This window comes from Christiangramia forsetii KT0803 (assembly GCF_000060345.1).
Classification (GTDB): domain Bacteria; phylum Bacteroidota; class Bacteroidia; order Flavobacteriales; family Flavobacteriaceae; genus Christiangramia; species Christiangramia forsetii.
On the sequence record NC_008571.1, the window covers coordinates 438399 to 463686 of the forward strand.

Genomic DNA, 25288 nt, shown 5'->3' on the forward strand with positions numbered 1-25288 from the left:
ATTTATTTAAAAGTACTTATCTGATAAATTAGCCCTCCAAGTAAAAATAATAAACCTATGGCAGCTTATTTTAATTCTAACCAACTTAGAACTTCTTTACAGGAATTGGTGAAAGTATATATTTCTGAATGTCAAGAATGTAAAATGTTACCGCAAGATTGTATTGATCTTTTGAGACATAATTTTTTAGCGGAGTTTGTGAGCTATGATAATACCAATAATACTATTGAGATCGGGATGAATAAATCTGAAGATTTTGATGGATATCCAGAAATAGAAATTTATACTTTTCCTTTAGCAGATATTGGTAAAAAAGTAGATTACTCTTTTAAAAATAATAATGAAGATCTCGAGTTTTACGGAAAGATAATTGGTAGGAGAAAAGGAATTGGCTCTAATTCTGTTGTTTTAATGGAATAAGAAATATTCTTCACTCCCCGGGAAAAGCAATTTTAATGTATTTTAAAATTGCTTTTTTTAATGCATTATGTTGAAGTTAATATATCCTGTTTTTTATCAAGGTGGTTTATGATTATTTTTGCATGAATTCTGGAATTTTCGATAAACCATTTATGGGTTTCTACACCGCCACAAATTACTCCCGCGAGAAATATTCCCGGAACATTAGTCTCCATAGTATTCTCATTATAAAGCGGAATTTTTTTACCGTCTTCTGACAGTTTTATTCCTAAATCTTGTAGAAAGCCAAAATTGGGTCTGTACCCAGTGAGCAGGAGCGTAAAATCATTTTCGATAATTTCTTCTCCATTAGGAGTATCTAAAATCACTTCATTCTCTTTTATCTCCCTTAAAGAGGAATTAAAATAAGCTTTAATGCTGCCTTCTTCAATACGGTTAATAATATCTGGTCTTACCCAGTATTTTACTCTATCACCAATCTCAGGTTTCCTAACGATCATGGTGACATCTCCTCCTTTTCTATATATCTCTAATGCTGCATCTACCGCAGAATTGCTGGCACCAACAACGATAGTTTTTTGGGTGGCATAATAATGCGGATCATTGTAGTAATGAGAAACTTTTGGCAATTCTTCCCCTTTAACTCCAAGGTAATTTGGAATATCATAAAAACCTGTTGCAACAATTACATTTTCTGCCTGGTATTCATTTTTTGAAGTAATAATATTATGTACATTATCGGCGGCAGATTTGATGTTAGTAACTTTTTCGAATAAATGAATATTAATATCATTCGTGGTAGCAATCCTCCTGTAATACTCCAAAGCTTCTCGTTTCCCTGGCTTTGGATTATTACTAATAAATGGAATATTATCCAATTCCAGTTTCTCTGAAGTAGAAAAGAAAGTCATATTGGTAGGGTAGTGGAACAGAGAGTTAACCAGACATCCTTTCTCAAGAACAATATATGAAAGTCCCTTTTTTTCTGCTTCCAAAGCGCAGGCTATGCCTATTGGACCACCTCCAATAATTACGACATCGTATTTGTTTTCAGGAATTTGCAATTTTCTTTAAGTTTTTTATGGTTTGTGGCTGGTCTTCAGTTTTAAAGACAAAACTACCTGCAACAAGCACATCTGCACCTGCTTTGGCAAGTTCCGCAGCATTTTTATCTGTAACGCCACCATCAATTTCAATTAAGGTAGAGGCGTTGTTCATTTTGATTATTTCTTTTAAGCGTTGTACTTTGCTAAAAGTATTATCAATAAAACTCTGACCTCCAAACCCGGGATTCACACTCATGATGCAAACTAAGTCGATATCTTTAATCACATCTTTCAAAAGATCTACACTTGTATGTGGGTTAATAGCAACACCAGCCTTCATGCCTTCAGCTTTAATAGCCTGTAATGTTCGGTGCAGATGGGTGCAAGCCTCATAATGTACTGTAAGGATATTAGCTCCTAATTGGGCAAATTCTTTGATATATCTATCAGGATCTACGATCATGAGATGAACATCAATTGTTTTTTTAGCATGTTTAGAAATTGCTTTCAACACCGGCATCCCAAAAGATATATTTGGAACAAAGACTCCATCCATAATATCAATATGAAACCAGTCAGCTTCACTATTATTGATCATTTCTACATCTCGTTGTAGATTTCCGAAATCAGAGGCTAATACTGAAGGGGCAATAAGTTTGTTGCTCATTATAATTGTGTTGTGTTTAGGGCAAAAATAAAAAGAAAATGATGCATTGCCGGCTTATATGATAAATGCTTTTAAAATGTTTGAAACAGCTCTTTGAAGTGGTTCGTCTAGTACTTCAATATATTTTTCATAATTGTTCAATCTAGCGCTATTATATTTGGCATCCTCTGAAATGAAATCAGATTTATAACCATCAAATGACTCGTTGTGAATAGGCTTTTGAAAAAGCTTAATTATATTGTGATGTCTGCGATCATTTTCAATTTTCCGATAAAGTTCAGTAACATCTTCTTTTCTGCCTTCAATAACCTGAAAAAAATTACCTTCTGAAAATAATAGCAGACCGGTAATATTATCTTTATTATTTTGATCTTCAGAAGAATAAAGAATCCTTTGAATTTCATTTTCTTGCAGATCCTTTGATGCTGTACTTACATAGCTAATAGCATATCTCATAAATGGTTAGGTTTCATGTTGTAAGCGTAGGGTCTTTTATAAAATTAAAAAATTGATTTCAGAAAATCAATTAGTAATGACGTATTAATAGAAAAAACCCCGGTCATCACTCCGGGGTCATTCATCAATCAAAAAACGAACAGTTATTTTCATAATGGGTCATCACTCCCATCACTAAACTGTTGTTGCTTTAAATATCTTAGCCAAGATACGTTTTTAAAATTTTACTTCTTGACGTATGTTTTAATCTTCTAATGGCTTTTTCCTTAATTTGACGTACTCTTTCTCTAGTTAGATCAAAAGTCTCGCCAATTTCTTCCAAAGTCATAGGATGTTGATCTCCAAGTCCAAAATAAAGTCTGATTACATCAGCTTCACGCGGAGTAAGGGTTTCCAAAGCACGCTCAATTTCTGTTCTAAGCGACTCATGCAGAAGCTCCTTGTCAGGATTTGGGGATTCCCCAGATCTAAGTACATCATAGAGGTTAGAATCCTCACCTTCTACCAGAGGAGCATCCATAGATACGTGACGCCCGGAATTTTTCATAGATTCCTTAACGTCGTTAATCGTCATATCTAACTCTTTCGCTATTTCCTCAGCACTAGGCGGACGCTCATGCGACTGCTCTAAGAAAGCAAAAGTCTTATTGATTTTATTAATAGAACCAATTTTGTTTAACGGTAAACGCACAATCCTGGATTGTTCAGCTAACGCCTGAAGGATGCTTTGACGAATCCACCATACGGCATAAGATATAAACTTAAAACCACGCGTTTCATCGAAACGTTTCGCGGCTTTAATTAGTCCTAAATTACCCTCATTAATAAGATCGGGGAGGGTTAAACCTTGATTTTGATATTGTTTTGCTACAGAAACCACAAAACGAAGGTTCGCTTTGGTTAGTTTCTCCAGGGCACGGTCATCACCAGCTTTAATTCTTTGTGCCAATTCTACCTCTTCATCAGCGGTGATCAGGTCTACTTTTCCAATTTCTTGCAAATACTTGTCTAACGAAGCGGTTTCACGATTGGTAACCTGCTTCGTAATCTTGAGTTGTCTCATCTATCTTCTCTTGGATTTTAATTGTGCATAGCTCTTCTATATATTTATACGTAAGAAGTACTCTTAATGTTACAAAAATTATATTTTATTTTTTTGGGCGTTGCACTTTGTGCCGGGCTTTTCGCTTCAAGTCCTCGCTCCTTCCAGTCGCTGTGGGCTTTCCGCTGCAATCCCTAACGCAAATTAATTAATCCTAAAACTTTTAATTTTTTGGATTGCTAAGAAGGTAGTCGGTAACTTATATTCAAAATTTCAAAAAATTTTAAAATAAAAAAGCCTGGCATTCGCCAGGCTTTTTTCTGAAATATAAGGAGAATTAGTCTTTATTCTCTCTTGGTTTTCTATCGTCACGACGATTATCGCGACCACGGTTATCTCTACCACGATTATTATCGCGAGATCCACGTTTGTCATCTCTGTCTCTAGGAGCTCTTTCTTTATAACCTTCAGGTTTTTCCATCAAAGCTTTTCTAGAAACTTTATCTTTTCTTGTTTTAGGATCAAGACCAAAATACTTAACATCTAGTACATCACCTAATTTAAGAACATCGTTCACATCATTGGTACGTTCCCATGCTAATTCAGAAATATGAAGTAATACTTCGTTCCCCGGAGCATCCATATATTCTACCACAGCACCAAAATCAAGAACTTTGATCACTTTTACTTCGTAAACACTTCCTTTTTCTGGCTTAAAAGTGATAGATTCTATCTTAGCGATAACCTTATCAATTCCTTCCTGCTCAGTTCCAAGAATTTCTATAATTCCTTCTTCAGTTACCGGATCTTCATTAATTACAATAGTTGTTCCGGTTTCTTTTTGTAATTCTTGAATCACTTTTCCTCCAGGTCCAATCAATGCACCGATGAATTCATTAGGAATTCTTCTGGTAATCATTTTGGGTGCGTATGCTTTCACGTCTGCATTAGGTTGAGCGATAGTATCGGTCAATTTCTCTAAGATATGTAATCTTCCGTCACGCGCTTGTTTCAAGGCATTCACTAAGATTTCGTAAGATAATCCTTTAACTTTGATGTCCATTTGGCAAGCGGTAATCCCATCGGCAGTACCTGTGACTTTAAAGTCCATATCACCTAAATGATCTTCATCACCTAAAATGTCAGATAAAACTGCATATTTTCCGGAGTCACCATCAGAAATTAATCCCATTGCAATTCCAGAAACTGGTTTTTTCATTTGAACCCCTGCATCCATCAATGCCATTGTACCTGCACAAACAGTTGCCATAGAAGAAGAACCGTTAGATTCTAATACTTCAGAAACTACTCTTACAGTATAAGGGCATTCCTCTGGAATCATTCCTTTTAGTGCACGTTGCGCCAGGTTACCGTGACCTACTTCACGACGGGAAGTACCACGAATTGGTCTGGCTTCACCTGTACAAAAAGGAGGGAAGTTATAATGTAAATAGAAACGCTCTTCACCTTCGTGTGATGGCATATCTATTTGGTTTGCATCTCTTGAAGTTCCCAAAGTTACAGTAGCTAAGGCTTGAGTTTCGCCACGTGTAAAAATCGAAGACCCATGAACCGATGGTAAATAATCTACTTCACACCAGATGTCACGAACCTCGTCAGTCTTACGGCCATCTAAACGAATACCTTCATTAAGTGTAAGGTCGCGAACGGCAGCTTTTTCAGCTTTTCTGTAGTAGTCAGACACTAAGTCGCCATATTCTTCTAATTCTTCTTCAGAGAATGATGCTTTTACTTCTTCTTTAATGCTCGCAAATGCATCAGTACGCTCTTTTTTAGATGAACCCGCTTTTGCCACAGCATAGACTTTATCATAAGCCATATCGTGCACCTTTTTCACTAAATCTTCATTTTCAGGAGCATCTTCATATTCACGAACTTCTTTTCTACCGAAAGCATCGGCTAAACGATGTTGTGCTTCAATTTGAACCTTAATAGCTTCATGAGCGAACTTAATGGCTTCTACCATGTCCTCTTCAGAAATCTCGTCCATTTCACCTTCTACCATCATTACAGAATCTGCAGAGGCACCAATCATCATTTCGATGTCTGATTCAGCTAATTGCGCTCTAGTTGGGTTGATGATAAACTCACCATTAACACGACCAACTCTAGCTTCAGAAATTGCGCATTCAAATGGAAAGTCTGAAAGTTGAATGGCTGCAGAAGCTGCTAAACCAGCCATAGCTTCTGGCATCACCTCATCATCATGAGACATCAATTGGATCATTACCTGCGTTTCTGCGCTATAATCTTTCGGGAATAATGGACGTAAAACGCGATCTACTAAACGCATGGTTAATACTTCGCCATCACTTGGTCTTGCTTCTCTTTTGAAGAAACCACCGGGATAACGACCAGCTGCTGCAAATTTTTCGCGATAATCTACCGTTAATGGTAAGAAAGGTAAATCTTTTTGTTCGTAGTTGGAAACTACGGTACAAAGCAACATACATTTTCCTGATTGCACTACAACGCTACCGTGAGCTTGTTTTGCTAATTTTCCGGTTTCGATCGAGATTTCTCTTCCATCTCCAAGATCGATAACCTCCTTAAATGTTTTTGGAATCATAATAATTTTGAATTCTTGATCTGAATAACTTCAACCAGATCTTTTTGTTAAACAAAGGTCTCCGCCATCCGGACGGCCGGGCTGTGTTGTGTGTAGTTGTTTGTGGACCAATGAAAAACTACCCCTTTGGGCGACAATTTTTGAAAACCTGAATTTATTCAGGACAAATTTATATATAAAAAAAGGGGGCATAAAGCCCCCTGAAAATTATTTTCTTAATCCTAGTTCCTTCACGATGGCACGATACCTAATGATATCCTTTTTCATCAAATAGTCTAGTAGACTTCTTCTTTTACCAACCAACATTACCAGAGAGCGTTCTGTATTATAATCTTTACGATTTGTTTTCAGGTGTTCTGATAAGTGGGCAATTCGGTGAGTAAACAATGCAATCTGTCCTTCAGCAGAACCGGTATCGTTTTTACCTTTACCATGCTTTGAGAAGATCTCTTCTTTTTTTTCACTAGTTAAATACATTCCAATATTATTTAAATGATTTTTATGTATGGACAGTTTTTCTGTCAGGCGGCAAAGATACTACTAATTTAAAAAATACCTATTTAAACCGCTATTATTATTTTGTGCTAATTAAGCTCTTACCGGTTGATTCTGAATAAGATCGAGGTAAAGATTTATTTTATTTTTAAGTTCAGAACGTTTGGTAATGAAGTCTAAAAAGCCTTTCTCTTTTAAAAATTCAGAGGTTTGAAAATCTTTTGGAAGATCTTTTCCTGTAGTGTCCTTTACTACACGCGGTCCCGCAAACCCAATCAATGCGCCGGGTTCAGAAATATTGATGTCACCTAACATAGCGAAAGAAGCTGTTGTTCCTCCAGTTGTTGGATCTGTAGCTAAAGATATGTAAGGGATTTTAGCGTCTGCTAGCTGAGCTAATTTAACCGAAGTTTTTGCCAATTGCATTAAAGAAAGTGCTGCTTCCTGCATTCTAGCTCCTCCAGATTTAGAAATGATCATAAAAGGAAGCTTGTTTTTTAAAGCGTAATCTGCAGCGCGAGCAATTTTCTCACCTACTACAGATCCCATACTTCCCCCTACAAATTTAAAATCCATACAGGCAATTACCAGATCATTACCCTTAGATTTTCCAACCGCACAGCGCACAGCATCTTTCAATCCTGTTTTTTCCTGGGCAGCTTTTAACCGGTCAGTATACTTTTTGGTATCTTCAAAATCCAGTGGATCTTTAGAAGTCATACCTTTATCAAGCTCCTTATATTTGTTATCGTCAAAAAGAATTTTGAAGTATTCATTACTACCAATCCTCACATGATATCCATCCTCTGGGCTCACATAAAAATTACTCTCTAATTGTTCAGCATCAACAATTTTTCCTGTTGGTGATTTATACCATAAACCCTTTGGAACATCTTTCTTGTGTTCTGTTGGAGTTTGGATTCCTTTTTGTGTTCTTTTAAACCAAGCCATTTCGTTCAATTTTTACCTACAGATTTTCAATTTTATGGCAATAAAAAACAGCCTTTCAGAAAAAAAGGCTGTTAGTTTATTTTATAATGTATTCACATTGTTCAAGTCCTCAAAAGCTTTCTTTAAACGAGTCTTGAAAGTAAGCTCTCCTTCACGAAGCCATTTGCGAGGATCATAATATTTTTTGTTAGGGACATCGTCACCATCTGGGTTTCCAATTTGATTTGCGAGATAGTCTTTCTTGTCACCCATATAATCTCTAATTCCTTCAAGAAATGCATACTGAAGATCGGTATCAATGTTCATTTTAATAACACCGTAACCAATCGCTTCACGAATCTCTTCAACGGTAGATCCACTTCCACCATGAAACACAAAATCGATATGGTTTTCTTCAACGTTATATTTCTTGGTAATATATTCCTGTGAATTCTTAAGAATTTTTGGAGTCAATTTCACATTTCCGGGTTTATATACCCCGTGTACATTTCCAAAAGCTGCAGCAATCGTGAATTGATCACTTACTTTGCTAAGTTCTTCGTATGCATAGGCAACTTCTTCTGGTTGTGTATACAATTTTGATGAATCTACATCCGTATTATCCACACCATCTTCTTCACCTCCAGTAATTCCTAATTCAATTTCCAGAGTCATGCCCATTTTAGACATTCTCTTCAAATACTTTTTACAGATTTCTATGTTCTCTTCCAATGATTCTTCTGAAAGATCTATCATATGAGAGCTATACAGAGGTTTACCAAATTGCTCGTAATGCTTTTCACTCGCATCTAACAATCCGTCAATCCATGGAAGTAGTTTTTTAGCACAATGGTCGGTATGCATTATTACTGTTGCACCATATACTTTCGCCATTTCATGCACATGTTTTGCACCTGCAACGCCTCCTGCTATGGCAGCTTTTTCATTATCGTTAGAAAGTCCTTTACCTGCATTAAACTGAGCTCCACCATTAGAAAACTGAATGATCACAGGGGATTTTAATTCAGCAGCTGTCTCCAGCACAGCATTCACACTACTGGAACCAATTACATTTACTGCGGGAAGGGCAAAACCTTTTTCCTTCGCATAATTAAAAATTTCCTGAACTTCTTTTCCTGTGGCTACGCCTGGTTTAATATTGTGACTCATAACTTTTGTTGATTAAGCATACAAAAATAAGAAAATAAACTGGCTTAGAAAGGATAATTAATACCTACGTTATAAACCGCATGGTTGAAATTATAATCTTTAAACCAGCGTTCTCCCTTAGGTCTTGCAGGATCGTGCGTTTTAAAACCTATATCGAATCTTAAGACGAAAAAGTTAAAGTCATATCTCAGGCCAAAACCACTTCCTATGGCAAGTTCTTCCAAGTCTTGCAATCCTTCAAAAACAAATTCTTCAGAAGTACTTGAATCTAATACGTTCCAGATATTTCCGACATCTACAAAAAGGGCTCCTTTGAAATCTTCAATTAAGCCAAACCGGTATTCTCCATTAAACGCAAGTTTCATATTAGCTTCATTGAACTCTAAAATACTACCACTGCTTCCGGGTCCCAGATCATAAGCCTGCCATGCGCGATTATCATTTGGCCCACCTGCAAAAAATGTCTTGGTGATGGGGATACTATTAGAATTTCCATATGGTATTGCAATTCCTCCGAAAGCTCTGGCCGCAAAAATCTGATCCTTGCCAATATCCCAATGTTTTATAAAATCGACTTCTGTTTTAATATATTGGGAATATGCGACACCAATAACTTTACTATTTCCCTGTTCGTTTTGTTCATAATTAAAAACATTAGATAATGCTGAAAGCACATTCCCGGCTGTTTCAACTTTAAAACGAAATCTTGAAAATTCCTTATCATAAAGGCTTTCTCTGGTATTCCATAAATAAGTGAAATTAGAGGCGAATATTAAATTGTTTTCTGTTAATCGTAATTTACGCTCAGATATATCTAGTACATTGAAAAAATCATCCTGATTTAATCCGGTATTTGGGAAATCATCTGAAACTACATAATTTATAAATTCATCTGCTTCATTAGGAATAGCCAACGTAGGTTCCCCTGCAGGATCGTTGAATTCAAAATTACTACGCTGCGCGATGTCATTCAATTCGTCAAATGAATTTCGGTATACGTTAAAGTAGTTCTCTGTATTTAAATTACGGACATACTGAATATTTAATAGATCAAAACTGTTTGAGAGTCTTTTGGAAGGTTTCCAGGCATAATTTAGTATTCCTGAAAATGTTTGTTTATCCAAACCAATATTTCTCTGGGTGCTAAATCCAAGACTCATATTGGTAAAAGGGGACATGTATTTCGGGATTATTTTTTCGGTATTGAGAGGTAAAAATATTCTAGGCAGGCTAAGTTTCATATCTGCGCCTACTTCAGTAATATCAAAAAAACGGTTGTCATTATTACTGCCGGCGGCATCTGTTGATGAGGCGATGCTCCCCCGACCTGAAAATTCTAAATTTTCGAGTCCGCCGAATATATTTCTAATTAAAAATGATCCTCCAAATCCAATTCCAAATTCCTGAATATTACTTTGAGAAACATCAAAATCAAAACCTAAGGAATATTTTGGCAGTGGCGTGAGAAAGATATTCGTTACCAAATCTGTAGCTGTGCTGTCATCAGGATCTAAAGAGTATTGAATATCAGGGTATTTAAAAACTCTCAGGGCGTTTAGTCTGTTATAGGTTCTTGTTCTATCTATATCGCTATATGTATTTCCCGGTTTTACGAAAATGGCGTCACTTATAGCTTCAGGTTTATAACGCATTTCGTCAAAACTATATAGAGAATAACCCTTGTGGCTGGCACTATCTGTTATAACCTCATTTCGTTTTGAATACGCATAATCTGTAAAAATATTGACCTTACTAATCTTATGGATTTTAAATGGAACTCTTGAAACACTATCACCAATATTATTCCGTTCATTTTTAATAATAAGAGTGGTGTTTAATTTGTGGTTGGTGTCTACAGTGTCTGCATCGAAACTTATATATTCCTGGTCAAAATTATATACTCCATTGTTTCTGAATAATTGGGAAAGTCGATCTCGCTCTTCATTAAAATCAAGGGTATTGTATTGAATCCCAGGTTTTATAGCGCTTTCAGCTTTGTATAATTGATAAAGAGAATCCAGAGCTTTGGAGGTGATATCAGTATTAATAGAGTCTAAAATATAAGGTTTATGCGGAGTGACATAATATTCTATCCTGGCTCTTTTTTCTTTATTCTCAATAGGAATTATCTTATAATCGGTTTCTACATTAAACCAACCGTTGTTCCAGTACCAGGATTTTAGTCTGTTTTCAGATTTTTTTGTGTCTTCTTTGTTTATAATAACAGGAGATTCCCCGGTTCTCTGTAACCACTGATTAAATTCAACTTTAGAGTATAGATATTGATCAAATTGCTTTTTTGAAAGCAGATTAATTAATTTTCTTTGCTTTTTTTCGTTTTCTAAAAATTTCTCTGAAAGAATACTGTCAATATTTGGTCTTGCAAGATTATAAACATGAAGGCCTAATGGAAATCCCAGTATACTTGTATTAGGTTCTTGATAGAGTTGGCTGTATATTTTAGAGTCTTTTACATCCTCCCCGTTGCTGAAAATTTCATTTTTAACCAGAAGGTGCTGATCAGCATCCAGTCTTTTTACGGCATTACAGCTAATTATTAAGACAAGAGTTAAAAAAAATAATAATATTTTTGCGAAAAGCCGTTTCAAACATTGACGTTTAGTGGCTCAAAAATACATTTTTTTAATGCTTAGCAAAAGCCAGATTAAGTTAATAAAAAGCCTTTCACAAAAAAAGTTTAGAAATAAACATAAACTCTTTGTAGTTGAAGGATTAAAAGGAGTTCGGGAATTCCTAAATTCTGATTTTGAGTTAGTTTCTCTTTATGTTGTAGATGGAGAGTTTGAAGAACATCAACAATTTTTGAATATAATAGACCAAAAGGAATTAAAAAAGATAAGTTTTCTAAAGACTCCTCAGAAAGCTTTAGCAGTTTTTAAAATTCCGGTAAAGCGAGATCTCAAAATTGGAGATTTGACGGTAGTGTTGGATGGGGTAAGAGATCCCGGAAATTTAGGAACAATAATTAGACTATGTGATTGGTTCGGGATTGAAAATCTTATTTGTTCCCTTGATACTGTAGATTGCTATAACCCCAAGGTGGTACAAGCTAGTATGGGTTCTTTAACCAGAGTGGAAATTTTCTATAGTGATTTGGTTAATGTCCTAGGGGCTCATAAGAATATTCCTGTTTTTGGAACCATGCTTAATGGAGAAAATATTTATTCAAAAAAAAAGCCTGATAAAGCCCTTATAGTCATGGGGAATGAGGCTAATGGAATTTCCGAAGAAATCCAGGCTTTGATCTCTAATAAAATTACCATCCCTCAATTTGGTGAAATACAGGAGACAGAGAGTTTAAATGTTGCGACTGCGACATCTATTATTCTTAGTGAATTTAGAAGAAGTTCTATTATTGAAAAGTAAAGTTGATAAATATTGCCCTGGAAGACATTTTTTCAACATTTCCTGTATACAAGCTATTAGGATCAGTATCTCTAATTAGTTCATCGTTAATAGCAAATACGCCCCTTATAGATGGTGACAACTTGAAATAATAGAGGTAAAGGTCAATTCCAAAACCAATTTCGTAATAATAAGAGTTTGTGGTCATTCTAAACTGTCCGGCACTATTATCATCGGGATTATTCTCGTTACTACTTAGATTTATTGAGGTTGATAAGCCACCAACGACGAAAGGTCTAAAGTTATTTAGCCTATTTGCATTGAACTTCACAAGCAGTGGGATATGAACATATGTAGAACTAATTTCTCTGTAGGTATTCGCATCTGCCCTCAATGCCTGGAAACCTCTGGTGTTGAAGTTAACCCCAGGTTCCAGTCTTAGGTCTATGTTGTTGCTGAGTTTTAAATTGCCAACCAGGCCAACATTAAAACCCGTTCTTTTCTCTACCGCAAAATCTTGACCAGTTACCGGACTCGGATTATAGTCCTTATAGTCAAAATCAAAATCGTAACTATTGAATCCAAGAAAATATCCCCATGACCATCTTTGTTGGTCAAAATTCTGTTGATTTAACACACGCTCTCCAGAAAATATCTGAGCTTGTGCAGTGTGATGACAAATAGCAATAAGAATTATCGCAATTAATTTTCTCATGGTATTACTTTGAGGCAATATAAATTGTTGAAACGCCAAATGTTTGAGGCAGATCTTTCACATTAATAAACCCGATTTTGGATAAAATATTGTTGAAAGTAATCCCATATGGGAAATTTGCAGCACTTTCACTTAAATAAGAGTAGGCATCCTTATCTTTTGAGAAAATTTTTCCAATAACCGGTAAAATCAAATTTGAATAAAAACAGTAGCCTTGTTTGTAGGGAAATTTCTTAGGTACCGAGGTTTCCAATACTACAAAAATTCCGGTTGGTTTCAAAACTCTAAAAATTTCTTCAAGACCTTTTTCCAGATTTTCGAAATTTCTAACTCCAAATGCCACCGTGATTGCATCAAATGAGTTGTTTTCAAAAGGTAAATTTTCTGAATCTCCCTGGATCATTTCAATTTCCACATCAAAATTCTTGTCCGCTATCTTTTTTCGGCCTACCTTCAGCATTCCTTCTGACAGGTCAAGTCCAACGATTCGTTTCGCTCCGGTATTAGCCATTTGAATAGCAAGATCCCCAGTACCTGTGGCAATATCTAAAATACTATTGGGATTAGTGGCAGCAACTGCGGCCACTACCTTCTTTCTCCAACTCACATCGGTTCCAAGAGAAATTACACGGTTAAGCCCATCATAATTGTCTGAAATATTATCAAACATCTGCTCAACCTGTTTCTTTTTAGTGAGTTTGGAATCCTTATATGGGGTGACCTTCTTACTCATAGAGAAAATTTGTTTCAAAGATAACCGATATGCTTAAAATACCTTGTTAATCAATAAAATTTTATGTTTTATAATCTGATTTTTCGTTTCTCTAAAATAGCTTAACTTTGCCTCCACAATTTGAAGCTGTTATATGAAAATAATTATCGCCGGAGCAGGTGAAGTAGGATTTCATTTAGCTAAATTACTTTCCTTTGAATCTCAGGATATCACGCTAATTGACCCCAATAGAGACAATCTTGCTTATGCAGATACTCATTTGGATATTAGAACTATAAAAGGTGATGCGAGTTCTATTAAAATTCTCAAAGATGCTCAGGTAAAACGTACTGATATGGTGATTAGTGTTACCTCAAGTGAGGCTACTAATATTACCGTTTGTGTGTTGGCTAAACAGCTAGGAGCAAAAAGAACAATTGCCAGAATTTCTAATACAGAATTCCTTGAAAATCAGGACGAATTAGGCTTTACAAGATTTGGAATAGATGAATTGATTTCGCCGGAAGCTCTTGCTTCTCGAGAAATAGAATTATTGCTGAACCAATCCGCGTTTAATGATAGCTATGAATTTGAAGAAGGAGCTTTAACCATGATAGGAGTAAGTTTGTCCAGAACAGCTACTTTTGTTGGTAAAACTGTTAAAGAAGCAGCAAAAATTTTTCCCGAATTAAACTTTGTGCCAATTGCCATTCAAAGATTTGGAACACAATATACACTCATTCCTAGAGGTGATACTCAGTTCAAGGATGGAGATCAGGTTTATTTTATTACCTTAAAAAATGGTGTTGAGGAGCTTTACAAACTAACGGGTAAAGTAAAACAAGAGATCAAAAACGTAATGGTGTTGGGCGGAAGTAAAATAGGTAGGAAAACCGCCCGTGATTTATGTCGAAATAATTTTAAAGTTAAGCTGGTAGAAAAGGATAGAGATAAAGCTTATGAACTTGCAGATGAACTTCCCGAAACCCTAATCATTAATGGAGATGGCAGGAATGTAGAGTTACTCGAGGAAGAAAACATCTACGACATGGATGCTTTTATCGCTGTGACAGGAAATTCTGAAACAAATATTATGTCCTGTCTGGTGGCGAAATCTAAAAGCGTTAAGAAAACAATTTCTTTGGTTGAGAATATGGATTATTTTCAATTAAGTCATTCAATTGGAATTGATACCTTAATTAATAAAAAGCTATTAGCAGCAAATAATATTTTCCGTTTTGTTAGAAAAGGAGAAGTGGTAGCTATGACCAAATTAAATAACATGAATGCCGAATTGCTGGAATTCATAGTTAAACCAAAATCTCAGGTGAGCAACAAAAAGATCAAAGACCTGGATTTCCCAAGATCAGCGATTATTGGTGGTATAATCAGAGATGGACATGGTCTTATTGCCTTAGGTGATTTTCTAATCAAACCAGGCGATAGGATAGTAGTATGTTGCCTTCCTCGTTCCATCAATAAAGTCGAAAAACTCTTTTTGTAATGCCCAGACTGAATTATAAAATAATTCTTCATGTAATGGGATTATTGCTGCTATGTAATGGCGGCTTTATGCTTTTGGCAACATTAGTAAGTTGGTTTTATCGGGATGGAGTAACCCTCGAAATTTCTACCGCAGCGTTAATAACTTTATTTATAGGTACTCTGTTGATGTTTACTACCAGAGGGCATAGTAAAGAAGTGAAAAAACGGGAAGGTTATATTATTGTAACTTTTGGGTGGATATTTATGGCACTAAGCGGATCTCTTCCCTATTTGATAAGTGAGTCTATACCCGGTTTTACAAATGCTTTTTTCGAAACAATGTCCGGGTATACTACTACCGGTGCTTCTATATTAAATGATATTGAGGCTATTCCCAAGGGAATTTTATTTTGGCGAAGTCTGACTCACTGGATCGGGGGAATGGGGATTATCGTTTTGGCGATCGCTATTCTGCCATTATTGGGAATAGGGGGGATGCAGTTATTTACTGCAGAGTCTCCTGGTCCAAGTGCAGATAAGTTAAAACCCAGGATTACAGATACAGCGAAAAGGCTTTGGCTAATTTATGTGTCTTATACCGTAGCTGAAACAATTTTGTTGTGGGCCGCAGGGATGACATTTTTTGATGCTATAAATCATGCATTTAGTACACTTTCTACGGGAGGTTTTTCCACCAAGAATGCGAGTCTGGCGTACTGGAATGATAATCCTTTAATTCAGTATATCATTATATTATTTATGCTCCTGGCAGGGAGTAATTTTGTTTTAAGTTATTTTGCCTTTAAAGGAAGGATTAGTAAGGTGTTACATGATGATGAATTTAAATGGTATATATATTTTATTGCCGGTTTTACAGCAATTTCCGCACTAATTGTATATTTTCAAGCAGATGTAAGTATCTCTTCTATAGATCATCCTATGGTTTGGGGGGCAGGAGAGAGTGCATTTAGGCATTCTTTATTTCAGGTTTTAACGGTGATTACTACTACAGGATTTGTCTCTGCCGATTATACTATGTGGACGCCATTTTTAACAATATTATACTTCGGACTATTTTTTCTAGGCGGTTCTGCCGGTTCAACTGCCGGAGGTGTGAAAGTGATGCGTCATATCATTATGATTAAAAATGGGATTATAGAATTTAAGCGAACGCTTCATCCAAATGCAATATTACCGGTAAGATTTAACGGAAAATCTATTAGCAAAGAAATTGTATTTAATATTCTGGGATTCTTTATTCTTTATATGCTGTCTTTTATTATAGGTGCGGTAGTTCTTGCTTCTTTAGGTTTAGATTTTGAAACAGCCATTGGTGGAGCGGCTTCTTCTCTGGGTAATATTGGTCCGGCATTTGGCGGATTAAGCCCAGTTAATAATTTTGACATGCTTCCGGATTTTGGGAAATGGTGGACTGCGTTCTTAATGCTTATAGGAAGATTGGAATTGTTTACTGTTCTAATAATTCTTACTCCTTTTTTCTGGAGAAATAGATAAAAAAAACCGGTGTAAACCGGTTTTTAATTTCAATTCTATAGATAAAAAATCAATAACTTATTAGCTAAGCGCTTTTTTGATTCTGGATAAAGCTTCTTTAATTTGATCTTCACTAGCGGCATAAGAAATTCTTATACATTCAGGACTGCCAAATGCATCTCCCGTTACAGTGGCAACATTCGCTTCTTCAAGGAGAAAAAGACTAAAATCGGTTGCATTTGAAATTTTATGTCCCTTGATCGTTTTTCCGAAGAAAGAAGAAACGTTTGGAAAGACATAAAAAGCACCTTCAGGCTCTGTGGTTACAAAACCTTTTATTTCATTTAGTAAATCAATGATCAGTTTTCTTCGGCCTTTAAAAGTATCGATCATATGACTGATCTTACTTACAGGAGCTTCCAAAGCCGTAATTACAGCACGTTGTGCTATACAATTAGCCCCGCTGGTAATTTGTCCCTGCATCTTATTGCAGGCTCTGGCAATATATGACGGCGCACCAATATAGCCGATTCTCCAACCTGTCATGGCGAAAGCTTTTGAAACTCCATTCACGGTGACAGTTCTGTCATACATATCTTCGAATCCGGCCATAGAAGCATGATCTCCTACAAAATTAATATGCTCATATATTTCATCGCTTACTATAATAATGTCGGGATATTTCTTTAGAACATCAGCCAATGCCCTAAGCTCTTCTTTACTATAAACCATCCCGCTTGGATTGCAGGGTGAGCTATACCAGATCATTTTAGTTTTTGGTGTGATGGACGCTTCAAGTTGTTCAGGAGTAATTTTAAAATCTGTTTCTACGGAAGTTGGAACCTCCACAGGAACACCTTCGGCTAACTTTACAATTTCAGCGTAACTAACCCAGTAAGGGCAGGGTAGAAGTACTTCATCACCGGGATTAAGCACAACCATTGCTACATTCGCCAGAGATTGCTTGGCTCCTGTTGAAACTACAATCTGTGATCTATCATAGGTTAGGTTATTATCTCTTTTGAATTTATTAATGACAGCATCTTTTAATTCTACATATCCGTCAACCGGGGTATAAGAATTGTAATTTTCATTAATAGCTTGAATGGCAGCTTCTTTTATGAAGTCTGGAGTGTTGAAATCTGGTTCCCCAAGACTGAGGCCAATAATGTCTTTTCCTTCCGCTTTTAATTCACGCGCCTTCGCAGCCATTGCGAGGGTTTGAGAGGTTGCCATTGAGTTAATGCGATCTGATAATTTTTCTTGCATGATGTTAATTTTTTTAATTCCTAATGCAACAGTTTTTTTGCGCGTGTTTCTCAGATATTTAGAGATAAGTTTCAAAGTTAAAATTTTATAAACTCCATCTATCCGATTTTGAAAAAAAATAGCAATAAAAAATAATTACTTTTGCAGAAAATATTTTGACTTTGGAATTACTTAAAAAATACTTTCCGGCATTAACCGACGATCAAATTTCAAAATTTGAAAAATTAGAGGAATTATATAAAGACTGGAATTTAAAGATCAATGTGGTTTCCAGAAAAGATATTGATGAACTTTACCTTAGGCATATTTTGCATTCTTTAGGAATTGTGAAGGTTCAAAGCTTTAATCCCGGTTCAAAAATCCTGGATGTAGGTACAGGTGGTGGTTTTCCTGGAATTCCGCTGGCGATAATGCATCCCGAAAGTGCTTTTCACCTGGTAGATTCTATTGGTAAAAAGATTAAGGTAGTAGATGAAGTTTCTGAAGGATTGGGCTTAGAAAATGTCACATCTTTCAATCAAAGAGTGGAAGAGCTGAATGGGAATTATGATTTTATTGTTAGTAGAGCGGTTGCAGTGATGCCAACCTTTGTGAGGTGGGTTAAAGGGAAGATTGCCAAAGAGAATGTACATGAGAGGAAAAATGGTATTCTATATTTAAAAGGAGGAGATTTATCTGACGAACTCAAAGATTATCGCACAGCAAAGATCTTTGAGCTTTCAGATTATTTTGAGGAAGACTTTTTTCAGACAAAAAAGGTAGTTTATCTCCCGATGAAATATAAAGGTTAGCCTAATTGCTGATAATTACTTTCCTGGAGTAGGATTCTTCACCTGAATACATTTTGACTATATATACTGCAGAACTTAGCTTTCTGTCTATACTTAACATAATTGACTCTTCTGTAGGTACCTCTTGGAAGGTTTTTATCAATTGTCCCGAAATGCTAAATAGCTCAACACGATCTACATTCATAAGATCTGGATTAAGAACCGCAATTTCATCTGTATCTCTTATATATCGTAAATCTATCAACGGCAGCTCGTCAAGCTCCTCTGGTTTCTCGTCAACAATGTCTTCTTCTTCTTCTTCTTCTTCTTCTTCTTCCGTTTGTGGTTCTTTAAAAACTATTTCATAACGATCATTAAAATATCCTAATTCTTCAGCAGTTGCTTTATAGTCGTCTTTAGTTAAATTAAAATAGGTATCGTTGGACTTGTCTTTCAAGTAAACGTTGAATTCCATTTTGATGTTTTCCAGTTCATCTATTTTGATGGTATACTCACCTTCTTCGGAAATCTTTATTCCAATTGGCAAAACCTGATCAAGATTGAAATCTGGTACAGCTTGAATTACAAATTCAGTTTCATCAATCATCCAGTACATATCCTCTACGTTATTCTCAATTAGAGGAGCGTCATATCCTAAATCGAAACCACCAGAAGAATTTTCATCTGCCGTAACTAGAATTTGTCTATGATATCCTTTTGGAGACTCAAATTTTAATCTAATTTTAAACCTATTATCTTTAGTGTACTTATTAGATACGTCTTTCTTCCCTGTCTTTTCCTGGGAATGGAATTGAGAATCATCAGTAGATTCGGGAACGAATGCTCTATATCGGTTTCTATAAGTGATTTGTGTAGGATTTGAAACTCCGGTAGAACTTATAAAGAATGCTTGTCCAACGGGAATATATTTTCCGGGAGGATCTTTTTTACTAATATCACCATTAGGATTTATTCGGGAATCGACTGAAGATGCAGATGCGATTCCTCCAGATAAATTATAAACAGCATAGCCGCCTACATACTCTTCTAATATATGAGAATTAACTGGCCCAAAATGATCCCAGAAATATAAACTTCCATTAAAACCACCAAGATTTTCCCCTATGAACATCGAAGCATCAATAGCTGAAGGATATGGGTTCCCTGTAAGTAGGTTTTGATCTATACCACCTATAGAAACACTAATATCTCCATTATTAGGTTTACCTCTGAATGTGTAATTTTGCTTGTTGGTTACCGGCACATATCCTGTGGTACCTTTCATACTATAACCAATACCAGGTTCCAATAATTCTGTTTCACCAAATTGGTGCCATTCACTGTAATCGTTAGCATTTCCTTTGAATGTGTAAAGCCAGTAGGAACTTATTCGTTTGTTACCCGAATAGTTGCCATCTGCCCAGTGAAATTGATAATCAAAAACAAGTGATTTTGGTGTATTAGGATTGGTCCCATCCAGTAGAATATTCTTTATAACATAACCTGAGTTATTTCCCGAGCCGGTAAGCGAAACCGGAGAGGTCCAATAATTATAATTAAAACTATTTGCTGTTCCCTGTTGATCCCTATCCAGGTACCCCGTACTGGAATTTGCCAGTATACTACCTTCAGGTTGTACAAGCTGTGATTCTCCATTCAAATCTATAACCCCATTTAATTGTAAATAGTGACTAAGATAAATCTCGTTTCCAGTCTGTTGATTCACAGATCCTTCCATATTTAATTTGCTGGCACTACCTGCATTCGATATTAATCCTAAGAGTTTAATATCTTTATAACTGGAATTTAGTGTATGAGAGTTGATCGCAATATTCCAGTTTATAGTGTCATTGTTAATTCCCCTGGCATTGGGCACATCCCAAACAGTTGGTCTTAGCCAGGAAGATTTTTCTCTCCATGATCCATTTTTTGAAGATATATAAGGCAAAGGTGCTGTGTTTTGCTGAGTAGTCTGAATATTAATAAGCTTTCCGTTAATCTTATTAGTTGCTATGTCAAAGGTTACTCCATTAGAAATTTCTGCCGGTAAAAGTCTGTAATAACCTAGTAAATCTGTCCAAGACAGGCTAGTAGCATCTATAGGTATAATTTCTCCTCTTACCTTGCCACTATTAGATACTATCCTTTGATTCATCAATAACCTGATATTTTCAACATCTAAAGATTTGGACCATATTCTCACTTCTTCCATCCATCCGTGAAAAAGGTTTTTAGGATTATAGGGAGCAGTTGAATCATAGAGAGCTCCTAAAAGAAATGGAGCTGATGTAGAACTGGTACTCGAAGCGGTTTTAGATCCAAGAAGTATTCCGTCTACATATAATTTGGCCGTTGACCCGTCAAAAGACACCGCTAAATGATACCAGCGATCTGTCTTAATAGAGTGAGTGGTAAAGCTTGAGACCCCAAGCCCTTTGAAATTTGGAACTCCATTGCTCATAATAAGCTCAAACCCACCAGCAGGGTTCGCAAAATCTTTTTTGGATAGAACAGTTCTGGTTCCATCTATAGACTTTGGTTTAATCCAGGCTTCCACCGTAAACACACCTCCGGTAAATCCATAATTATTTCCAAAATTCACGTGATCATCCACACCATCAAAATCCAGCGTGCTGCAATTTGTGAAAGTAATTTTTGCATCATCAGATTTACCACAATCTAAGCTCCATCTTAGAGTATAGGTTCCCTGGTTTCCATTGAAAACGGTATTAGGAATTGTGGCATCAGCAAAACTTCCCCCGGCTGGACCGTTAACGATGGTCCATGCCCCAGGAACTGGTTCGTCATTTTCATCGAGATTTACTTCTGCGTTCAACTGCGTAGAGCTAAAGCCACATCCTAGAACTTGATCTGGACCAGCATTTGCAAGTAATTCTTCAGGTTGTTCAATGGTAAGAGTGGTTGAAATTTCACATCCGTTGGCATCTATGACTCTAACTGCATAATCTCCTGCAGCAAGGTTTGAAACTGTGGAGCCTGTCTGTCCATTATCCCACACAAAAATATAAGGATCGCCAGATGAATTAGGAGTTCCTCCATTCGCAGAAACTGTAGCACTTCCACCGGTCCCACCAAAACATACCACGTCCTCTTGTGTATCTATATTTAATGTTAGAGGATTAGCAGGTTGCTCAATTTCGATATCCCTGGTAGTAAAGATGTTTTCTCCATCTGATATATTGACTTTATATGCTCCACCCACAAGTTCATTAAATACATTAGAAGTCTGAGGTCCTAAAACCACCGTGCCATTTATAGCAGAAATAAGTTCATAAGTATAATTTCCTGTACCACCAGATGCACGTACATTAATACTCCCATTATTGGATCCATTACATAAGAGTTCATTTGGGAAAGCTACTCCAAACAGTGGAGAACTAACGGTAGCCTCATTATTGGTAGAAAAACATTTAGGGTTATTTCCATTTCCCTGTGTGGTACCACAAGTTCTATTTTTATTATTTTGAAAAGTTAAGTAGATACCTTCCACTTTTACTAAATCCCCGCATTCGTAATCAATAGAAAAGGTTTGCGCAATTTTTGGAATATCATCTTTGTTAAAGAAACAGTCTGTAACTTTATAATTGCTTATTTCTCCTGTTTCAATATCCTCAACAGAATATATTAATTCTATTTGAAGCGAATATCTTGTGGCATTCGTAGGGAAATTAATGTAAATAAATTTTTCGTCAACAGAGCTGCAATTTGATGAGGTAATTTCGTTTTCCTGACTATCACCTATAAAATAGTTTTCCAATCCCAAATCATTCGAACCGCAATCATCGGCAAAACATCCACCTACATATTGTATAATGCGCTGTTCAAAAGTTCTTCCTTTTGAGTCGGTTACAGTTAATATAATAAGCTTATCTCCAATATTGCCATAAGTAACATCAATGGGATCTGCACCAGAGCCGGTGCCAGGATTGGCATTTTCTCCAAAATCCCAGGAATAACTATAAGGAGCAGTCCCGCCAATTGCAGTTCCATTTTCCACAGAAAAGGTAGATGTTCTAATTAATTCTCCCTCATTACAAAGTGAAATAGGAACTATATTAGCCGCAAGCGTATCTACCACTTCTACCTCGCCACTTGTTTTACAGCCATTAGCATCGGTTACTATTACAGTATATATACCTGCTGGTAGCTCTCGTGCAGTTTGATCTGTTTGATTAATATCATTTGGGCCGCCGCCCCACTCAAAAGTATAATTTGGTGATCCACCTGTTACTTGTACGGTAGCACTTCCCGTAGCAGATCCAAATGAAGTAGTTTCTGTAGTTAAAAATCCGGTAATTTTAAGTTCGGTGGGTTGAGATACTGTTACCGCTCTATCCTTGGAGCAGCCATTTTCATCAGTAATTGTTACCGTATGTGTACCGGGTGCAAGATCGGTAGCGGTTTGTGAGGTTTGACCATTTTCCCAAAGATAAGCGTAGGCACCGGTACCTCCTTGAGCGCTTACTGTCGCCGTTCCATTATTTTCTCCCAAACATCCAGAAGTTGTAATGACATCGGTTATTTCAATAAACGTGTCTGGTTCATTAATAATTACAGATATAGGTTCTGATTCACATCCATTAGCGTCTGTAACTGTGACAGTATAAGTCCCAGCAGGCAGATCTGTTTTTTTAGTGCCTGGACCCAAAGTTCCCCAGTCGTAGGTGAGCGGGGCAACGCCACCTGTTGCAGTTGCTTGAACTTCCCCGGTTGCTAGACCGTTACATAATACATCAGTTTTAGTGGTCTGAACAACAACAGGATCAATTATAATATTTTGGGTGGTAGAAGAGGAGTTACCAGCATTATCTGTAAATGTCCAGTTAATGGTGTAAGTTCCAGCATTTGAATAGGTAAGTGCGTCTGTAGTTGTAGCGGTTACCTCTCCAGTGCAATTATCTATGGCAATAGGAGCCTCTACTGTATATGAACAACCCCAGGTTATATCTTCCAAATTAGGAATTTCCGGAGACTCATTATCTTCAACGGTTACAAGCTGATTTACACTATCGGCAATATTTCCGTTAGCGTCCGCTACGTTCCAAGTGATTGTGGTAGTTCCTACAGGATAGGGTTCGTCCAGACCCAGACCATCAGATCTGCTGCCAACAGGTGATCCAACATTACAATTATCAGTAGCCGTAGCTGGAGCTATAGACAAACCAGCTTCACAAATCCCTGTATTATTGGTAGCATCAATATCAGTTCCAACAGTGATCATTGGTTTTGTAGTATCGGAAATTATTACAGTTTGAGTAGTTGTAGCTGTATTTCCAGCATCATCTGTTACCGTCCAGGTTACAGTGGTTTCTCCTAACGGAAAATCTGCAGGAGCATCGTTGGTTACTGAAGCTACTCCACAATTATCAGCGGTAGCAGGTGTTCCTAAAGTGACACTAGAGGCATTACAATCGTTTGAATCGGTATTTGCCTGAACATTTGCAGGAGCTGTAATGATTGGGTGTGTATTATCTGCTACAATTACTTTTTGAATAGTTGTAGCTGTATTTCCAGCATCATCTGTTACCGTCCAGGTTACAGTGGTTTCCCCTAATGGAAAATCTGCAGGAGCATCGTTGGTTATTGAAGCTACTCCACAATTATCAGCGGTAGCAGGTGCTCCTAAAGTGACACTAGAGGCATTGCAATCGTTTGAATCGGTATCTGCCTGAATATTTGCAGGAGCTGTAATGGTTGGGTTTGTATTATCTGCTACAATTACTTTTTGAGTAGCTGTAGCTGTATTTCCAGCATCGTCTGTTACTGTCCAGGTTACAGTGGTTTCCCCTAATGGAAAATCTGCAGGAGCATCGTTAGTTACTGAAGCTGCTCCACAATTATCAGCGGTAGCAGGTGTTCCAAGAGTGACATTGGAAGCATTGCAATCGTTTGAATCGGCATCTGCCTGAATATTTGCAGGAGCATTTATTGACGGGGAAATATTATCTACTACGGTGACTGTGGCAGTCGCATTAGCAGTATTACCACTATTATCTGTAATTGTTAAAACAACTGAATTAGCACCAAGATTGGAGCAATTAAAATTTGTTTTATTTAAGGATCTGGAATTTATTTCACAATTATCTGTGGATCCATTATCTATTTCATCTGTACTAATGGAAACCGTGCCAGTCGAATTCAACACTACTGAAATATTATTAACAGAAACATTAGGCTTCGTTATATCATTTGCCTGAAGACTTATGTCTATTGATTCGGTTTTAGCTGTAGGAGTAGAACTATCGGTTACGGTAACCGTGTAAGTACCCTGGCGTAAATTAGAGATATCTTCATTTGTACTTCCTGCATAATTACCTGAGGTCCAATTATAAGAATATGGAGCAGATCCTCCATTTACCGAAATGTTAATTGAGCCATCATTTGAATCTGGACAATTAGGATTGACCTTGGAGTTTACGGTAATAGAAATCTCTTGTGCATATATTTTACCACTTGTCCATGTGGAAAGTGCTAAAAATACAAGCATAAATGTAAGTACATAATGGATTCGGGGTCCAAAAGTAATTTTATACATAGGCTACCAATCTAGATTATCATCGGTAAAAGTACGTATAAAAACGATAAATGGTTTTAAAATTCTAAAAAAATGCAGTAATAAGCTACTTTATATCAAGGAAGT

18 protein-coding genes are annotated in these 25288 nt (G+C 36.6%); 5 read left to right on the top strand and 13 right to left on the bottom strand.

Annotated features, from left to right (window positions below; translation table 11 throughout):
* Positions 1 to 57: 57 nt before the first annotated feature.
* Positions 58 to 420: a hypothetical protein gene (locus GFO_RS01795; protein ID WP_011708298.1), complete on the top strand. Its 363-nt coding sequence runs from the start codon at positions 58 to 60 to the stop codon at positions 418 to 420.
* Positions 421 to 485: 65 nt separating this feature from the next.
* Here GFO_RS01795 and GFO_RS01800 read toward each other — a convergent pair whose 3' ends face one another.
* The 9 genes from GFO_RS01800 to tamL all read right to left on the bottom strand — a co-directional run bounded on the left by GFO_RS01800 (position 486) and on the right by tamL (position 11425).
* On the bottom strand, positions 486 to 1484 hold the full coding sequence (locus tag GFO_RS01800; protein ID WP_011708299.1) for a YpdA family putative bacillithiol disulfide reductase: 999 nt from the start codon (positions 1482 to 1484) through the stop codon (positions 486 to 488).
* Positions 1471 to 2133 carry a ribulose-phosphate 3-epimerase gene (gene rpe / locus GFO_RS01805; RefSeq protein ID WP_011708300.1) on the bottom strand — a complete coding sequence of 221 codons (663 nt, stop codon included), beginning with the start codon at positions 2131 to 2133 and terminating at the stop codon, positions 1471 to 1473. The genes GFO_RS01800 and rpe overlap by 14 nt, the downstream gene beginning before the upstream one ends.
* Positions 2134 to 2187: 54 nt before the next feature.
* Positions 2188 to 2589, bottom strand: coding sequence for a BLUF domain-containing protein (locus tag GFO_RS01810; RefSeq protein WP_011708301.1), 402 nt, complete (start codon positions 2587 to 2589; stop codon positions 2188 to 2190).
* Positions 2590 to 2788: 199 nt separating this feature from the next.
* Positions 2789 to 3652 carry a sigma-70 family RNA polymerase sigma factor gene (locus GFO_RS01815; RefSeq protein ID WP_011708302.1) on the bottom strand — a complete coding sequence of 288 codons (864 nt, stop codon included), beginning with the start codon at positions 3650 to 3652 and terminating at the stop codon, positions 2789 to 2791.
* A gap of 316 nt (positions 3653 to 3968) precedes the next feature.
* Positions 3969 to 6221: a polyribonucleotide nucleotidyltransferase gene (locus tag GFO_RS01820; protein ID WP_011708303.1), complete on the bottom strand. Its 2253-nt coding sequence runs from the start codon at positions 6219 to 6221 to the stop codon at positions 3969 to 3971.
* 207 nt (positions 6222 to 6428) lie between these two features.
* Complete coding sequence (gene rpsO, locus GFO_RS01825) at positions 6429 to 6698, bottom strand: 30S ribosomal protein S15 (protein WP_011708305.1); 270 nt, start codon at positions 6696 to 6698, stop codon at positions 6429 to 6431.
* A 111-nt stretch (positions 6699 to 6809) separates the two neighbouring features.
* Complete coding sequence (accD, locus tag GFO_RS01830; RefSeq protein ID WP_011708306.1) at positions 6810 to 7667, bottom strand: acetyl-CoA carboxylase, carboxyltransferase subunit beta; 858 nt, start codon at positions 7665 to 7667, stop codon at positions 6810 to 6812.
* Between the two features lie 81 nt (positions 7668 to 7748).
* A complete protein-coding gene (fbaA, locus tag GFO_RS01835; RefSeq protein WP_011708307.1) occupies positions 7749 to 8816 on the bottom strand; it encodes a class II fructose-bisphosphate aldolase in 1068 nt (355 codons plus the stop codon).
* 44 nt (positions 8817 to 8860) lie between these two features.
* The gene (gene tamL, locus GFO_RS01840; RefSeq protein ID WP_011708308.1) at positions 8861 to 11425 is read right to left on the bottom strand and encodes a translocation and assembly module lipoprotein TamL; all 2565 of its coding nucleotides are present in this window, start codon (positions 11423 to 11425) and stop codon (positions 8861 to 8863) included.
* Positions 11426 to 11462: 37 nt separating this feature from the next.
* Between tamL and GFO_RS01845 the strand changes: the two genes are divergently transcribed.
* Positions 11463 to 12203 (top strand): TrmH family RNA methyltransferase, encoded by a 741-nt coding sequence (locus GFO_RS01845; protein WP_011708309.1) that lies wholly within the window; start codon positions 11463 to 11465, stop codon positions 12201 to 12203.
* Here GFO_RS01845 and porT read toward each other — a convergent pair.
* Both porT and ubiE read right to left on the bottom strand, forming a co-directional pair.
* Positions 12190 to 12897 carry a type IX secretion/gliding motility protein PorT/SprT gene (gene porT / locus GFO_RS01850; protein WP_011708310.1) on the bottom strand — a complete coding sequence of 236 codons (708 nt, stop codon included), beginning with the start codon at positions 12895 to 12897 and terminating at the stop codon, positions 12190 to 12192. The two genes, GFO_RS01845 and porT, sit on opposite strands and share 14 nt — an antisense overlap.
* Positions 12898 to 12901: 4 nt before the next feature.
* A complete protein-coding gene (ubiE, locus tag GFO_RS01855; protein ID WP_011708311.1) occupies positions 12902 to 13630 on the bottom strand; it encodes a bifunctional demethylmenaquinone methyltransferase/2-methoxy-6-polyprenyl-1,4-benzoquinol methylase UbiE in 729 nt (242 codons plus the stop codon).
* A 133-nt stretch (positions 13631 to 13763) separates the two neighbouring features.
* Here ubiE and trkA point away from each other — a divergent pair, with 133 nt between their 5' ends.
* Both trkA and GFO_RS01865 read left to right on the top strand, forming a co-directional pair.
* The gene (gene trkA / locus GFO_RS01860; RefSeq protein WP_011708312.1) at positions 13764 to 15113 is read left to right on the top strand and encodes a Trk system potassium transporter TrkA; all 1350 of its coding nucleotides are present in this window, start codon (positions 13764 to 13766) and stop codon (positions 15111 to 15113) included.
* On the top strand, positions 15113 to 16609 hold the full coding sequence (locus GFO_RS01865; RefSeq protein ID WP_011708313.1) for a TrkH family potassium uptake protein: 1497 nt from the start codon (positions 15113 to 15115) through the stop codon (positions 16607 to 16609). The genes trkA and GFO_RS01865 overlap by 1 nt, the downstream gene beginning before the upstream one ends.
* Before the next feature lie 60 nt (positions 16610 to 16669).
* Here GFO_RS01865 and GFO_RS01870 read toward each other — a convergent pair whose 3' ends face one another.
* Entirely contained in the window at positions 16670 to 17857 is a 1188-nt protein-coding gene (locus tag GFO_RS01870; RefSeq protein WP_011708314.1) for a pyridoxal phosphate-dependent aminotransferase, read from the bottom strand.
* A gap of 161 nt (positions 17858 to 18018) precedes the next feature.
* Here GFO_RS01870 and rsmG point away from each other — a divergent pair, with 161 nt between their 5' ends.
* Positions 18019 to 18648 carry a 16S rRNA (guanine(527)-N(7))-methyltransferase RsmG gene (gene rsmG / locus GFO_RS01875; RefSeq protein ID WP_041249970.1) on the top strand — a complete coding sequence of 210 codons (630 nt, stop codon included), beginning with the start codon at positions 18019 to 18021 and terminating at the stop codon, positions 18646 to 18648.
* A gap of 1 nt (position 18649) precedes the next feature.
* On the opposite strand, the gene GFO_RS01880 is transcribed toward rsmG, so the two are convergent.
* The gene (locus GFO_RS01880; protein ID WP_011708316.1) at positions 18650 to 25183 is read right to left on the bottom strand and encodes a LamG-like jellyroll fold domain-containing protein; all 6534 of its coding nucleotides are present in this window, start codon (positions 25181 to 25183) and stop codon (positions 18650 to 18652) included.
* Between the last annotated feature and the right edge of the window lie 105 nt (positions 25184 to 25288).

Bases quoted from the DNA above. Each gene is read 5' to 3' on its own strand.
- GFO_RS01795 (WP_011708298.1), top strand. From the start codon at position 58: ATGGCAGCTTATTTTAATTCTAACCAACTTAGAACTTCTTTACAGGAA.
- rpe (WP_011708300.1), bottom strand. From the start codon at position 2,133: ATGAGCAACAAACTTATTGCCCCTTCAGTATTAGCCTCTGATTTCGGA.
- GFO_RS01810 (WP_011708301.1), bottom strand. From the start codon at position 2,589: ATGAGATATGCTATTAGCTATGTAAGTACAGCATCAAAGGATCTGCAA.
- GFO_RS01815 (WP_011708302.1), bottom strand. From the start codon at position 3,652: ATGAGACAACTCAAGATTACGAAGCAGGTTACCAATCGTGAAACCGCT.
- GFO_RS01820 (WP_011708303.1), bottom strand. From the start codon at position 6,221: ATGATTCCAAAAACATTTAAGGAGGTTATCGATCTTGGAGATGGAAGA.
- rpsO (WP_011708305.1), bottom strand. From the start codon at position 6,698: ATGTATTTAACTAGTGAAAAAAAAGAAGAGATCTTCTCAAAGCATGGT.
- accD (WP_011708306.1), bottom strand. From the start codon at position 7,667: ATGGCTTGGTTTAAAAGAACACAAAAAGGAATCCAAACTCCAACAGAA.
- fbaA (WP_011708307.1), bottom strand. From the start codon at position 8,816: ATGAGTCACAATATTAAACCAGGCGTAGCCACAGGAAAAGAAGTTCAG.
- GFO_RS01845 (WP_011708309.1), top strand. From the start codon at position 11,463: ATGCTTAGCAAAAGCCAGATTAAGTTAATAAAAAGCCTTTCACAAAAA.
- porT (WP_011708310.1), bottom strand. From the start codon at position 12,897: ATGAGAAAATTAATTGCGATAATTCTTATTGCTATTTGTCATCACACT.
- ubiE (WP_011708311.1), bottom strand. From the start codon at position 13,630: ATGAGTAAGAAGGTCACCCCATATAAGGATTCCAAACTCACTAAAAAG.
- trkA (WP_011708312.1), top strand. From the start codon at position 13,764: ATGAAAATAATTATCGCCGGAGCAGGTGAAGTAGGATTTCATTTAGCT.
- GFO_RS01865 (WP_011708313.1), top strand. From the start codon at position 15,113: ATGCCCAGACTGAATTATAAAATAATTCTTCATGTAATGGGATTATTG.
- GFO_RS01870 (WP_011708314.1), bottom strand. From the start codon at position 17,857: ATGCAAGAAAAATTATCAGATCGCATTAACTCAATGGCAACCTCTCAA.
- GFO_RS01880 (WP_011708316.1), bottom strand. From the start codon at position 25,183: ATGTATAAAATTACTTTTGGACCCCGAATCCATTATGTACTTACATTT.